The organism is Altererythrobacter ishigakiensis (assembly GCF_001663155.1).
Taxonomy (GTDB): domain Bacteria; phylum Pseudomonadota; class Alphaproteobacteria; order Sphingomonadales; family Sphingomonadaceae; genus Erythrobacter; species Erythrobacter ishigakiensis.
This window is the reverse complement of sequence record NZ_CP015963.1, coordinates 2,307,371-2,320,191: the sequence shown is the minus strand read 5'-3', so window position 1 is coordinate 2,320,191 and position 12,821 is coordinate 2,307,371. Positions and strand designations below refer to the sequence as shown.

The 12,821-nt window shown below is 57.7% G+C and carries 14 protein-coding genes; 4 read left to right on the top strand and 10 right to left on the bottom strand.

Annotated features, from left to right (window positions below):
• The first annotated feature begins 8 nt into the window (after nt 1–8).
• Both A6F69_RS11155 and A6F69_RS11150 read left to right on the top strand, forming a co-directional pair.
• Nucleotides 9–977, top strand: coding sequence for a cupin domain-containing protein (locus A6F69_RS11155; RefSeq protein ID WP_067601270.1), 969 nt, complete (start codon nt 9–11; stop codon nt 975–977).
• A 357-nt stretch (nt 978–1,334) separates the two neighbouring features.
• Nucleotides 1,335–1,700 carry a VOC family protein gene (locus A6F69_RS11150; protein WP_067603011.1) on the top strand — a complete coding sequence of 122 codons (366 nt, stop codon included), beginning with the start codon at nt 1,335–1,337 and terminating at the stop codon, nt 1,698–1,700.
• A gap of 201 nt (nt 1,701–1,901) precedes the next feature.
• Here A6F69_RS11150 and glnA read toward each other — a convergent pair whose 3' ends face one another.
• From glnA to A6F69_RS11125, 5 genes are all read right to left on the bottom strand, one after another.
• Complete coding sequence (gene glnA, locus A6F69_RS11145) at nt 1,902–3,311, bottom strand: type I glutamate--ammonia ligase (protein ID WP_067601267.1); 1,410 nt, start codon at nt 3,309–3,311, stop codon at nt 1,902–1,904.
• 89 nt (nt 3,312–3,400) lie between these two features.
• Nucleotides 3,401–3,739, bottom strand: coding sequence for a P-II family nitrogen regulator (locus A6F69_RS11140; RefSeq protein WP_067601264.1), 339 nt, complete (start codon nt 3,737–3,739; stop codon nt 3,401–3,403).
• A gap of 176 nt (nt 3,740–3,915) precedes the next feature.
• Nucleotides 3,916–4,842 carry an N-acetyl-gamma-glutamyl-phosphate reductase gene (argC, locus tag A6F69_RS11135; RefSeq protein WP_067601262.1) on the bottom strand — a complete coding sequence of 309 codons (927 nt, stop codon included), beginning with the start codon at nt 4,840–4,842 and terminating at the stop codon, nt 3,916–3,918.
• 12 nt (nt 4,843–4,854) lie between these two features.
• Complete coding sequence (locus A6F69_RS11130) at nt 4,855–5,205, bottom strand: hypothetical protein (RefSeq protein ID WP_067601259.1); 351 nt, start codon at nt 5,203–5,205, stop codon at nt 4,855–4,857.
• Nucleotides 5,206–5,301: 96 nt separating this feature from the next.
• Nucleotides 5,302–6,693: a leucyl aminopeptidase family protein gene (locus A6F69_RS11125; protein ID WP_067601256.1), complete on the bottom strand. Its 1,392-nt coding sequence runs from the start codon at nt 6,691–6,693 to the stop codon at nt 5,302–5,304.
• A 69-nt stretch (nt 6,694–6,762) separates the two neighbouring features.
• On the opposite strand from A6F69_RS11125, the gene map reads away from it, so the two are divergent.
• Nucleotides 6,763–7,590, top strand: a complete 828-nt coding sequence (gene map, locus A6F69_RS11120; protein WP_067601253.1) for a type I methionyl aminopeptidase — start codon at nt 6,763–6,765, stop codon at nt 7,588–7,590.
• Here the strand turns inward: map and A6F69_RS11115 are convergent.
• Genes A6F69_RS11115 through ccmA form a run of 3 tightly spaced genes read right to left on the bottom strand, consistent with a single transcriptional unit; the run spans nt 7,587 to nt 9,501 of the window.
• Nucleotides 7,587–8,255 (bottom strand): hypothetical protein, encoded by a 669-nt coding sequence (locus A6F69_RS11115; protein ID WP_067601250.1) that lies wholly within the window; start codon nt 8,253–8,255, stop codon nt 7,587–7,589. The two genes, map and A6F69_RS11115, sit on opposite strands and share 4 nt — an antisense overlap.
• An 11-nt stretch (nt 8,256–8,266) precedes the next feature.
• Nucleotides 8,267–8,896, bottom strand: a complete 630-nt coding sequence (locus tag A6F69_RS11110; RefSeq protein ID WP_067603008.1) for a heme exporter protein CcmB — start codon at nt 8,894–8,896, stop codon at nt 8,267–8,269.
• A 23-nt stretch (nt 8,897–8,919) separates the two neighbouring features.
• Complete coding sequence (gene ccmA / locus A6F69_RS11105) at nt 8,920–9,501, bottom strand: heme ABC exporter ATP-binding protein CcmA (protein WP_067601247.1); 582 nt, start codon at nt 9,499–9,501, stop codon at nt 8,920–8,922.
• A gap of 48 nt (nt 9,502–9,549) precedes the next feature.
• On the opposite strand from ccmA, the gene A6F69_RS11100 reads away from it, so the two are divergent.
• The gene (locus tag A6F69_RS11100; protein WP_067601245.1) at nt 9,550–9,840 is read left to right on the top strand and encodes a 4a-hydroxytetrahydrobiopterin dehydratase; all 291 of its coding nucleotides are present in this window, start codon (nt 9,550–9,552) and stop codon (nt 9,838–9,840) included.
• A 55-nt stretch (nt 9,841–9,895) separates the two neighbouring features.
• Here the strand turns inward: A6F69_RS11100 and A6F69_RS11095 are convergent, their stop codons facing one another.
• Nucleotides 9,896–10,708 (bottom strand): SDR family oxidoreductase, encoded by an 813-nt coding sequence (locus tag A6F69_RS11095; RefSeq protein WP_067601242.1) that lies wholly within the window; start codon nt 10,706–10,708, stop codon nt 9,896–9,898.
• Nucleotides 10,709–10,795: 87 nt separating this feature from the next.
• Nucleotides 10,796–12,754 (bottom strand): S9 family peptidase, encoded by a 1,959-nt coding sequence (locus A6F69_RS11090; protein WP_067601239.1) that lies wholly within the window; start codon nt 12,752–12,754, stop codon nt 10,796–10,798.
• Nucleotides 12,755–12,821 lie beyond the last annotated feature (67 nt).

The window sequence follows — 12,821 nt, the reverse complement described above, 5'->3', positions numbered from 1 at the left end:
AGTGGATTATGCGTCTCAAATCGATCATGCTGTCAGGACTCACTGCATTCGCAATGACCGGTGCGGCGACAACGGGAGTGGCCATGGCTCAGCACAACAATCAGGTCGAAAGTGTTGATTCGATCAGTGAGGCGCAGAGGGAGCGTGCAGAGGCAATTCTGCGCGAACTAGCTGCCGATTACCGGAACGATCCAATGGCGCTCGATTCCAAATTCGGGATCAAACTCGGTCAGGAATGGTGGAGCGTCGACGTTAAGCACAAGGAAACGGCTTCTGAGCGCGGCCGGCTGACCGACCATAGCTTTGGGCCTCACGATGTAATGCTTAACCGGGGAGCTCCCAGCGAGCCGACATGGTATTTCGAGATCGCCAGCTTGGATGTGCTCGAGAAGATCGCATCGGGCGAGGTCAACGCCGGCACCGCTGCCATGCAAAGCTTTGGTAGTGACCGCGTGGGGGTCGAAACGCGCGACATGGAAGGCTTCAAATCGACATCCGGCGACGAAGGCGACATGTACATTGCTCTCTCCCACTTCTTCACCAAGGGCAAGCCGCAGATCACACGCTTTGGGCGCGACAACTCATTAATGACCCACGGCGCGCAGGCGACCGCCCTGCATATGATGAAGGGTTTTCGTGTGATGCATTTCAGCATCGGGCCGCAGGAAGTGGCGAACGATGACCCGCGCATGGAATTTGGCCAGATGCCAAACCTCTTTGTTGTCACTTCTGGCAAGGCCACGCTTTATAGTGACGATGGCCCCGTCGAAATTGAAGAGGGCATGAGCATCTTCATCCCCCAATTCGTGAAGCACCGGATCGTCAATGACGGTGACCAACCACTCGAAGGCATTCTGGTTCTCTACGGGGATAACTCTGACTTCGCTTTCGGAACTTCATACCCGACCTATCTTCAAGACTTGAATGCGTGGCACCGCGACTACGAATTCCGCAAGAACGTTCAGGGCGGCGAATAAGTCCGATCTGGGAGGGATGGCGGCCTCATTGTAGCTTCCTGTTAGGCCGCCCTGTGTCTGGGCGGCCAGCGATGCGACACCACCTTTGCTCGCTCCTAAGCACAAAGTGGGAGCCCTAGATCGCATTGCCGAATGTCCGCAATTGGGTCGTTACCAGCCGGTCCGGTCTTGTCAGAACAGGTGACTGAGCTGCCAGTCGGCTTTCAGGCGCAGCAATTTGTCTAAACGCGGTCAGCTTCTGGTGTGGAAAGCAGACATCCCGCTCGTCAAGGTCGTGCCCTATCGCATCAACTCTGCTCGATCTCAATCAGTCAACGCGCTAAGAGAGATAGGTAGTCAAATTAAGCGATGAGCAGCATGCAGACATTGAAATTCCACCATGTAGGAATTCCTACTGATAGGAAATTGCCGGACGAGGATCACAGCCCGGCCTTGAAGATTCATGGCAGCGGATACTTTGATACCCCATATGGTGTCGAGTGGCATAACTTCGATCCCGACAATACATTGCCTGACATCATCAAATCGATGCCGCACGTTGCCTTCGAAGTCGAAGATGTTCACGAAGCCGTCGATGGCAAGGAAGTTGTGTTTGGTCCAACCAGCTTAGTTGAACATGTGACGGTCGCATTCATCATGGACGGAGGCGCATTGATTGAATTGCTCCAATTCGATCGGCCAGAGCAGGACATTTGGCCTCACCCCACTAAATTTCAGATTTGATACAACCTTGATCTTGCGTTCACGCAACCTGACATCAGTGGGTGAGAGGCTCTTGCCAGACGCTTGAAATTGGCGCTCCGGACTAATTGGCTTTCACCTAAACAAAAACGTCCGTCAGGAACTGGGTCGTTTGTTGCCGTAAGAAAAAGGCCGCCCGGATCGCTCCGGACGGCCTTTCTTATTGCGAAATGTAAATTCTGCTTACGCGCTGTAATACATGTCATATTCGACCGGGCATGGCGTAGTTTCGGTGCGGATCACCTGTTCCCACAACAGCTCGGCATAGGCATCGATCTGGTCTTTGGTGAAGACGTCGCCCTTCAGAAGGAACTCGTGATCGGCTTCGAGTGCCTCGAGTGCTTCACGCAGGCTGCCGCACACGGTCGGAACTTCGGCGAGCTCTGCCGGTGGCAGGTCGTAGAGGTTCTTGTCCATTGCCTCGCCCGGGTGGATCTTGTTGGTGATACCATCAAGGCCCGCCATCAACAGCGCCGAGTAGGCAAGATACGGGTTGGCCATCGCATCAGGGAAACGGAATTCCACGCGCTTCGCCTTGTCGCCTGCCCCGTACGGAATCCGGCACGAAGCCGAGCGGTTGCGGGCTGAATATGCCAGCAGAACCGGAGCTTCGAAGCCTGGAACCAAACGCTTGTAACTGTTGGTGGTTGGGTTGGTGAACGCGTTCAGCGCCTTTGCGTGTTTGATAACACCGCCGATGTAGTACAGGCAGTTTTCCGAAAGGCCGGCATACTCATTACCAGCGAAAGTCGGCTTGCCATCGGCCCAGATCGACATGTGCGTGTGCATGCCTGAACCGTTATCTTCCTTGATCGGCTTCGGCATAAAGGTTGCAGACTTGCCGTATGCGTGCGCGACTTGCTGCACGACATACTTGTAGATCTGCATGCGGTCAGCGGTCTGTACCAGCGTTCCGAATGTCAGGCCCAGTTCGTGCTGAGCGGCGGCGACTTCGTGGTGGTGCTTGTCGCAGGGAAGGCCCATTTCCAGCATCGTGGCAACCATTTCACCGCGGATGTCCATGCAGCTATCAACCGGGGCAACAGGGAAGTATCCGCCTTTGGCGCGTGGCCTGTGGCCCAGGTTGCCGGCCTCATATTCCTTGCCAGTGTTAGTCGGCAATTCGATGTCGTCGATAGCAAAACCGGATCCGGCATAGCCGTCTTCAAAACGTACGTCGTCGAACATGAAGAATTCTGCTTCGGGACCGACGTAGACAGTGTCGCCGACGCCTGTGCTTTTCAGGTAGGCTTCGGCGCGCTTGGCGGTGGTCCGCGGGTCACGGCTGTACCAATCGCCCGTTGACGGCTCCACGATGTCGCAATTGACGATCAGCATCGGTGTCGCGCTGAAAGGGTCAAGCCAAGTCTCTGACAAGTCTGGCTTCAGGATCATGTCTGACTCGTTGATCGCTTTCCAGCCTGCGATCGAAGAGCCGTCAAACATTAACCCGTCTTCGAACTCGTCTTCGCCCATGACTCCGGCGCACATCGTCAGATGCTGCCACTTGCCCTTCGGATCGGTGAAGCGCAGGTCGACCCACTCAACCTCGTGTTCCTTGATCTTCGCGATAATATCCTTGGCAGTGCTCATTGGAATTTAGCCTCCAGCTTTAGTGTCTGTTTTGCCCGGTTCGGATTTGGGCATTGGTTGCATTGGGTGGGGAGAATCCCCGCCAAAGTTCAGATGGCGTCGTTGTCTTTCTCACCGGTGCGTATTCGCAAAGCTCCTTCGATCGGTGAGACGAATATCTTACCATCACCAATCCGTCCGGTTTGCGCTGCAGCGGCAACTGCTTCGACAACGCGGTCGGTAATCTCGTCATTTACGACGACTTCGAGTTTAACCTTGGGCAGAAAGTCGACAACGTATTCTGCACCGCGATAAAGCTCTGTATGACCTTTCTGACGGCCAAAACCCTTGGCTTCTGTAACGGTGATGCCTGATACGCCAATTTCGTGGAGCGCTTCCTTCACTTCATCAAGTTTGAAAGGCTTGATGATTGCTTCGACCTTTTTCACGTGGTTTCCTGTCTTTGCTCGCCGCAGCTTCGCGCCACGTTGTAACTACGCGTGTGTATCCAAGAATCGTGCCAATCATCCGATTGTAGGAAAAGGGCTTCGTTAAGAGAGCAAGTCACACAGTAATGCCCAAGAGTCGGACGGTGTGTGCCTAATTTTTAGGCAGCCTTTTGTCGCTAAAGACGAAGTCCAGCCGTCTCGGGCAGCCCGCACATGATATTGAGGTTCTGGATCGCCGCCCCGCTCGCGCCTTTCCCAAGGTTGTCGAGTTGCGCGATGAGGCGGACATTCCAGCCGCCTTGATTGCCAAATACGTACAGCGACATGCCATCATGCGCCGCCGCGCCCTGACGCAAAAGAAGTTCGCCCGGCACCTCGTCACTTTCAACACGGATCACGTCAGAGCCGGCGTAGAATTGGTTCAATGCGTCACACAATTGATCCGCCAGAGGGTTGCCGGGCATTGCGCCGAGATGCAGTGGAACCTCGACAATCATTCCTCGATGCGCGGGCACAACAGAAGGCGCGAACAGGACGGGATGTTCAAGCCCCGCATGCTGCTGCATTTCCGGCAAATGCTTGTGCGAGAGGTTGAGACCATAGGTGCGAAAGGCGATGTCTGCTTCCGTTTCGAACCGTTCGATCAATGCCTTTCCGCCGCCCGAATACCCGCTGACCGCATTGATGGTATAAGGCCAGTCCGCTGGCAACAGGCCAGCGCGTACCAGTGGTGCAACCAGTCCCAGAAAGCCGGTCGGATAGCAGCCCGGATTGGAAACTAATTGCGCTTTCGCGATGCTTTCCTGCCCAACCAGCTCCGGAAAGCCATAGGTCCAGCCATCAGCAACACGGTGCGCGCTCGAAGCATCGATGATCCGCGTGTTCGAGCCTTCAGCAAGCTTCACAGCTTCTTTCGCGGCGTCATCCGGCAGGCACAGGATCGCGACATCTGCCGCGTGCAATGCATCCTTACGCGCGGCGTCGTCCTTGCGTTGGGCATCGTCGAGCACCAAAAGATCGAACTCGCCCCGATCTTTCAACCGGTCACGGATTTCCAGGCCGGTAGTGCCAGCCGCTCCATCGATGAAAACGCGCGTTGTCATTGTAGCTACAGCTCAAGCGTCAGCGGGCGCGAGCTGCGCGATCCGCACATAACCCGATGGACCTTCAGGCGTTAGGCAAACCCACGCCCATTCGCCCGCAATATCGAGCACTTCGATGGCTGTGCCTGCCGCAATCTCTGTAACCACATCGCTGTCATCGCGGCCGGCTAGGTGCATTTCCACCGGCGCATCCCCGATGTTGCGCAGCTTTGGAATGACGTAATGCGCCGCGAGATAACGCCCCGCGAGCGCAATATGCGCCAGGTCCCCGCGCAAAGGCAGGGTACCTTGTTTCGGGCGCACGACAGGCCCGGCCAGCCGCAGCGGACCGTCTGGAACCTTGTATGTCGTAACGTCGCTCACTTGGCGCGCGCCCCCTAATCCTTCACATCCACAAAACGCGGATTGCGCGGGCGCTTATACACTGCGCGCCTTTCGGGCAAGTTAGCGCAGCACTAATCAATTGCCAGCGTAGCGCGCGCGCAACATGTGGAAAGTCGCGCGAAGGCCATATGCGGCTCCGCCTGCGGGGCGGCCGGGCTTCGCCGACGGGCGCCATGCAAAGGTGTCAAAATGCGCCCAGTCGATCCCGTCGCCCACGAATTTGTCCAGGAACAGTCCCGCGACACTCGCGCCTGCAAATGCATTGTTCGAGATGTTGTTCATATCCGCCACGTCGGACTTCAGCCATTCGCGATACGCCTCTGGCAAGGGCAAACGCCAGGGCTCGTCATCGCAGGCCTTGCCTGCTTCGATCAGCGCCTGTGCGGTTTCGTCCTTGCGTGTCATCAGGGCGGGCAAGTCGGGCCCCAAGGCGACACGAGCCGCGCCTGTCAGCGTTGCGAAATCAACGATGAAGTCCGGCTCATCTTCGCTCGCGCGGGTCAGTGCATCCCCCAGGATCAGTCGACCCTCGGCATCGGTATTTCCGATCTCCACTGTCAGCCCCTTACGTGTCTTGAGAATATCGCCCGGGCGGAAAGAATTGCCCGCGATTGCATTCTCAACCGCGGGGATCAGAAGCTGTAGCCGGACCGGCAGCTTCGCATTCATCACGAGCCCAGCCAGCGCAATTGCATGCGCTGCACCGCCCATATCCTTCTTCATCAGCTTCATGCCGCTGGCAGGCTTGATATCGAGCCCGCCTGAATCAAAGCACACGCCTTTGCCGATGATCGCGAGCTTGGGGTGATTTTCGTTACCCCACTCAAGCCGCATCAGACGCGGCGCATGGTGGCGTGCAGCCGCCCGGCCGACGGCGTGCACCATTGGATAGTCTTTTTCCAGCGCATCGCCTTTGACCACTTTCAGCTTCGCGTCATAGGCTTTGGCTAGCTTCTCGCATTGCGCCTCCAGATCGGCTGGTCCCATGTCTTCAGCGGGCGTATTGACCAGATCGCGGACGAGATTTTCGGCCTCGGCCTCAGCGATGGCATCGTCCAGATGCTTGGCCTTCTGGCTCAGCAAAACGCGCGGGCCGGGGGCGCTCTCATCCGGCTTCGCATAGCGGGTAAACTTGTACTGGGCGGTTTGCCAGCCATGCAGCGCTGCACCGGGCTCACCCTCCTTCAGCCGGTAGGTACCTTCGGGGAGATCCTCCGCCAGTTTCGCGAGGCACCAGCTGGTGAGCTTTTCCAAATCCGCGACCCCGCCTGCGGCGAACCAATCGTCACCATCGGGCACGATAGCGACTTGCGCGGGCCTGCCTTCGAATTTCTGCGCTTTGATCGCCGCGCGCTGGCCTGCGGACAACGGCTTCAGCCAGTCCTCAAAACCGTCCTTGGTGACTAGATGGATGGTGGTGGCATTTTGCCCGCGATCGGGCTGTATCAACGCGTCTTTTTTGCTCATGTGCGCTACTTAGTCACGATATGGCGCTTGTCACTCGCAATTTTGTGCGTCCATCGCTATGTGAGCGCCATGCACCAATACCAAGTCATCGATGGAAATGAGACCGTCTACCGCGACGGCACGATCAAGCTGCACGGCCCGGAAGGGTTTGAGGGTATGCGCAAGGCCGGGCGGCTGGCCGCAGAAATCCTCGACGAGCTGACCGAATTCGTGAAGCCGGGTGTCACCACGGCGGAGATTGATGACTTTGCGCGCGGCATGATGCTGGACGCAGGCGCAGTGCCCGCAACGCTTGGCTATCGCGGCTATGCGCATAGCTGCTGCACTTCGATCAACCATGTGATTTGCCACGGCATTCCGGGTGACAAGGCGCTGAAGGATGGCGATATCGTCAATATCGATGTCACGCCGCTGCTCGATGGATGGCATGGCGACACCAGCCGCATGTTCTTTGCCGGTGAACCTTCGATCAAGGCCAAGCGGCTGGTCGATGTGACCTATGAGTGCCTGATGCTGGGGATTGAAGCGGCGAGCAAACCCGGCGCGCGGCTGGGCGATATTGGCGCCGCGATCGAAGCGCATGCGCGCCAGTTTCGCTATGGCGTGGTGCGTGAGTTTTGCGGCCACGGGCTAGGGCGCCTGTTCCACGATGCGCCCGAAGTGGTGCACGCGGCGAAGGCGGGCACTGGGCCTGAGTTAAAGCCCGGCATGTTTTTCACGATCGAACCGATGATCAATGCGGGTAAACCGTGGGCGATAGTGCTGGGCGATGGCTGGACCGCGGTGACCCGCGACAAATCACTTTCCGCACAGTTCGAACATTCGATTGGCTTGACGGAAAAAGGCGCGGAGCTGTTCACCAAGAGCCCCAAGGGTCTGGATAAGCCGCCTTATTAGATAGGTGGCGATACCTGAAGGAAGGCCACGACAGTGGCGATTAGAACGCCAAAGTAGAAGGCGAGCATCCACCATGTCGATTTGGCAACGTGCCCTCGGCTGACCTTGTCGAGCAGAATTGCCAAGGCAGGCACCAGAATGAATTGCAATGGTCCGGCAGTGAATTCCGGCAGATCGAACGCGTCGAATACCCGAGCGTAGGCTGGTCCCAGCAGCGCCAGATTGCCAAGCAACATAGCTTGCCTATGCTCGGCCGCGCGGTGACTACGAGCGAACAGAATCGCACCAATGTAAAGCGGAATGAAGGTGGCAAAGATGCCCACATTCCCGATCAGAACTTCGTAGCGATCGAACTCCTGGGAAAGATTCCAAGATACGGTCATTCCACTTGCAACCATTGCTGTCACGACAAGTGGAGACCACCAGCCAAGATTGCGATGTCTCGCCAAGTTTGCATACGCAGCAAGGCGAGCCTGAAACGCGAACACCCCCATCCACGCTATCATCGTCACACCGTGAAGAATAACCAATGGAGTGTATCGAACCAGACGTTCAGGCTCCATGATTGCCTTCAGTGCGAAGGCGCCGATCGAAAACAAAAGGATGGCCAGCGCTATTTTCGCGAGCAACTCGTTTCCACGTTTGTGGCCAACTGTTGTATCCATTTCTCCCCCCTTTAACTTTCCCTCCCCGCCCTGATCGCCGCACCTGCTGCAAAGGGCGTAATCGCCACCAGCAGCAGGCTGATCGCCGCCGAAAAGCCCAGCGTTGCCGGATCGCTGCGTTCGAGCGCACCCGCTCCAAAGATCAGGATCGGCAGCGCCAGCGGGATCAACAGCAGGCCCGATAGCGCCGCGCCTGTGCGTAGCCCTGCGGTCAGCGCTGCGATCATCAGGCCGACTGCCGCCAGCCCCGGAGTGCCTGCCAGCAATCCCAGCAACAGCAATCGCAAAGTCTCGCCATCCAGATTGAGCAGCGCCGCGGCCGGAAAACAGGCGAGCATCAGCAGCGGGCCAAAGCTGAGCCAATGCGCGAACAGGCGCACCGCCATAACCGCTTCCTCGGTCACGCCGCGCAGCTTGAGCTGATCAAACAGGCCCAGCTCTAAGTCGGGCAAAACTAGCCGGTCCAATGGCAGGATCGCCGCTAACAGCGCCGCGATCCACAGCACACCGCCGCCGGTTTTCGCCAGCAGCGGCGCGTTCGGCCCGACGGCAAATGGATACAGCATTGCTATCGCGAGGAAGAACAGCAGCGGCAGCATGGCCCCGCCACCGCGCCCGCCGCCGAGCAGCAACATGCGCATATCGCGTTTAAGCAGCGGCCAGATCACACGACATACTCCGCAAGCGCGAAGACGCTCAGCCGTTCGACCGCAATCGGCTGGTGCGAAGCGAGAACCACGATGCCGCCCGTTGCGGCATGCGCGCTGACAGTTTCAGCAATGCGCGCTTGCGAGCGATCATCGAGCCCGCTCAGCGGCTCATCCAGCAGCCAGATCGGTGCATCCTGACAAAGCAGCCGGGCCATCGCCGCGCGCTTGCGCTGCCCGGTCGAAAGATAGCGGACGGGCACTTCCAAAAGCGCGTCCAGTTCCATTGCGGAAACCGCTTCGAAGGAGTCGGCGCACCCATCAACTTGCTGCCAAAAACGCAAAGCTTCGCTGAGCGGTTGATCCGGATCAAGCGCCGGCCGCTCGTCGAGCATGCCGATTGCGCCTTCGTGTGATACCTCGCCGGAATATGGGTTGCGCAGGCCAGCTAGAATGCGCAGCAGACTGGTTTTGCCCGTGCCATTCTCACCCGTGATGTGCAGTACATCGCCACTCGCCAAATCCAGCGACAGCCCGCGAAACAGCAGTCGCTCGCCGCGGCGGCAGGCAAGGTCAGTGGCAGTGAGGCGCGCTTGCATGGAACGCAGGGTTAGGCGAAAGGGTGTTCCGTAACAAGGAGATGCATGATGTCAGTCCCCCAACTTACCGATGCCGAATGCGACACGCTGCTTACCGCGCATCCAGAGTGGTCGATTGCGCGCGAAGGCAAGGCGATTGAGCGCAAGTTCCAGTTTGGCGATTTCAGCGAAGCCTGGGGCTTCATGAACCGGGTAGCGTTGCTGGCGGAGAGCCACGATCACCACCCAGAATGGTTCAATGTCTACAACCGTGTCGAAATCACGCTCACCACACACGACGCAGGCGGGCTTTCCGAACGTGATGCCGTGATGGCCGCCGCCATCGACGCTCTTTTGTAGCTCCGCACGCCATCCGGCGTGCGATTTCCTCGCTAACACGACCGTTTCCGGGTTCTTATGTAGCGATATCCTCGGTGCCGATGCCCTGATTGCGCATTTCCTTGCGTACTTTGCCGGGCATCCAGCGCGACAGGAACAGCAGGCGCTTGGCCATCTTTCCCACGGTGTAATCCAGCTTGTCGCCATGCACCGCGTTCCACACCACTTCGGGAACGATGGATACCGGGTTCACTTCTACCCCCGCATCAACCAGCTGTTCTTTGACTGATTGATTGGTGCCCTCTGCGGTCTGTTCGATGATCGGCGTGTCGATGAAACCGGGGCACAAAGAGGCAACCTTGATACCGTCTTCCGCCCATTCTGCGTCGAGACTGTTGGTGAGTCCGCGCACAGCCCATTTGGTGGCGCAGTAGACAGACAGATTGGGCGCACCGATGATTCCGGCAAGGCTAGCGGTGTTGATCAGCGCCGAGCCAGGGGCGGTTTTCTTCAGATGCGGGTGCGCAGCTTGGGCACCGTAAATCACGCCCTTCAGATTCACATCCAGCAGGGCTTCGACTTCGTTCGTCGGTTGCTCGATGATCGGACCGCCGTGGCCGATGCCGGCATTGTTGAACACGACATCGATCCGGCCCCCGGCTGCCGTGGAAAACGCATTCAACGCTTCGTCCCATGCCGCGCGATCGCGCACGTCGAGTTTATGTGCATATTTGAACCCGCCTTCGATCAGGCCCAGCGTGTCTTGCATTCCTTCGTCGCTGATGTCCGCGATACCGACAAACCAGCCACGCTTGGCAAAATAGATCGCGACTTCCCGCCCGATTCCTGATCCGCCGCCAGTGATGAAAATGCTTTTACGATCGCTCAACGTAACTCTCCCAACCCGTGTGTTGCAGGACAGGTAGCTCGCTGAAACCTGTTTGTCAGCTATTTACATCACTGTTGATAGGCTCGGCTAATCGGCCAGCGCATCTGCCAATCCAGCGACATGCTCAACGCCTTCCAGAATTTCGGCAGTCGACGCTTTCACGGTGTCCCCGATCGGTTCGCTACGCCCGCCAAGAACCGAAGCGAGAAAATTCTCGGCAATCGCGGTGTAGGCGATGTTGTTATTGGGCTTGGCAAACCCGTGCCCTTCATCCGGGTAGAGTACATACGTCACCGGCACGCCGGCATCCTTCATGGCGCCAACGATCTGATCGCTTTCCGATTGCTTCACGCGCGGATCATTTGCGCCTTGCAGGATAAGAAGCGGCTTGCTGATCTGGTCAGCCTTGTAGAGCGGGCTTGCGGCTTTGAGCAGCGCGAGCCCCTCTTCACTGTCCGGATTGCCCATCCGCTCATGAAAGATTTTCACCATCGGTGCCCAATAGGGCGGGATGGTGGCAAGCAGCGTCTCAAGGTTTGATGGCCCGACAATATCAACGCCGCAGGCGAAAACCTCTGGCGTGAATGTCAGGCCAGCGAGCGTCGCATACCCTCCGTATGAGCCTCCCATGATGGCGACTTTGTCCGCTGCGGTTATGCCTTGATCAATCGCCCATTCGACCGCGTCGATCAGGTCGTCATGCATGGCGAGGCCCCATTGCTTGTTCGCCGCATTGAGGAAGTCTTTGCCGAAACCGGTAGAGCCACGGAAATTGACTTGCAGTACGGCGTAACCACGGTTCGCGAGCCATTGCACCGTGCTGACAAATCCATAATCATCGCGTGCCCATGGGCCGCCATGGACCAACAGGACCATTGGCGAAGGCATGTCCGGGTTCGCGCTTCCATCCGTGTTGGCGCCCACAGGGAGGGTCAGATAGCACGGAAGTGTCAGGCCATCCCGCGCGGTGATTTCGACTGGATGCATCGGTTGCAGCGGCGCACCTTCAAGCTCCGGTCGCGTGACGTAGAATGGCGTCAGCGTTGCCGCATCCCGATCGTAGATATACGTCGCAATTGGCGCGGTTAGCGGATCGTTCCAGACAATCCACGTGCGATCATCATCGGTGCGGCTGGAAATCCCATACTCACCATCAAGCTGTGTGCCGAGCCATTCGAGCGACGCACCAAGATGAGCATCAATCGCGGTCCATTCGGTCTTTAGGTAGTTCACCGAATAGGCCTGGACTTCGCCGGTTTCGCGATCGCGGATCGTTCCGCCAATGTCGGCTTTGTCATCTTCCGCGATCAATGTCCGCTCGCCGCTCGCAACATCCTCTGCATAGAGCGCAGCAGTGTTCCGCCCGCGGCTATCCAGCCAATACAGGATCGAACCGTCGTTGGTGTAGCCCGCCGGATTGGTCGTGAGCGAGTCTTCCATTTCTGTTGAAGTGAAGGGCTGATCCTCCACCTTGTTATCAACCACACGGAAATAATCTGTGCCGCCGGCTTCGTTCTGGCGCAGCGCCATACGCACCGTCAGCGTGTCGTCCGCCATAAACCCGGCATAGCTGTTATTCTCGATCACCAGGGTCAACTCGCCCGTATTCAGATTCAGCAAGTGCACATCGTGGAACTGCGGATCGCGGTTGTTGAGCCCGATCAGGATCTTGTCACGAATGCTCTCTGATCCGCCAACAATGTCGACCCGGGTGTTCTCGAACGGGGTGAGCGTGGTTTCCTTCCCGCTGGCGATATCAACGCCGTAAAGCAGGAAGTTCTCATCACCACCCTTGTCCTGAATATAGAGCAGGCTCTTCGAATCGGGTGCCCACATATACTGACGGATCGGGCGATCCTCGGCATTGGTCATCGCCTTCGCATCATCGGGATTTGCGACCGGAGCCATCCAGATATTGAGTACGCCGTCCTTGGGCGCGAGCCAGCTGAGCCACTTGCCATCCGGGCTGATCTTGCCCGCTGCGCGGGTCGGATTGCCGAACAGATCATCGCGCGGGATTAGAGGGAAAGTGTCAAAAGCTGGCATGTGGAGGAACTTTCAGAATCAAGGTGTATTATTTAGTCAATACACGTAGCAGCGTGTGTTTCAAGCT

Excerpts from the sequence above, each read along its gene's own strand:
- A6F69_RS11155 (WP_067601270.1), top strand. The coding sequence starts at position 9 with ATGCGTCTCAAATCGATCATGCTGTCAGGACTCACTGCATTCGCAATG.
- A6F69_RS11150 (WP_067603011.1), top strand. The coding sequence starts at position 1,335 with ATGCAGACATTGAAATTCCACCATGTAGGAATTCCTACTGATAGGAAA.
- glnA (WP_067601267.1), bottom strand. The coding sequence starts at position 3,311 with ATGAGCACTGCCAAGGATATTATCGCGAAGATCAAGGAACACGAGGTT.
- argC (WP_067601262.1), bottom strand. The coding sequence starts at position 4,842 with ATGACAACGCGCGTTTTCATCGATGGAGCGGCTGGCACTACCGGCCTG.
- A6F69_RS11125 (WP_067601256.1), bottom strand. The coding sequence starts at position 6,693 with ATGAGCAAAAAAGACGCGTTGATACAGCCCGATCGCGGGCAAAATGCC.
- map (WP_067601253.1), top strand. The coding sequence starts at position 6,763 with ATGCACCAATACCAAGTCATCGATGGAAATGAGACCGTCTACCGCGAC.
- A6F69_RS11115 (WP_067601250.1), bottom strand. The coding sequence starts at position 8,255 with ATGGATACAACAGTTGGCCACAAACGTGGAAACGAGTTGCTCGCGAAA.
- A6F69_RS11110 (WP_067603008.1), bottom strand. The coding sequence starts at position 8,896 with ATGCGCATGTTGCTGCTCGGCGGCGGGCGCGGTGGCGGGGCCATGCTG.
- ccmA (WP_067601247.1), bottom strand. The coding sequence starts at position 9,501 with ATGCAAGCGCGCCTCACTGCCACTGACCTTGCCTGCCGCCGCGGCGAG.
- A6F69_RS11100 (WP_067601245.1), top strand. The coding sequence starts at position 9,550 with ATGTCAGTCCCCCAACTTACCGATGCCGAATGCGACACGCTGCTTACC.
- A6F69_RS11090 (WP_067601239.1), bottom strand. The coding sequence starts at position 12,754 with ATGCCAGCTTTTGACACTTTCCCTCTAATCCCGCGCGATGATCTGTTC.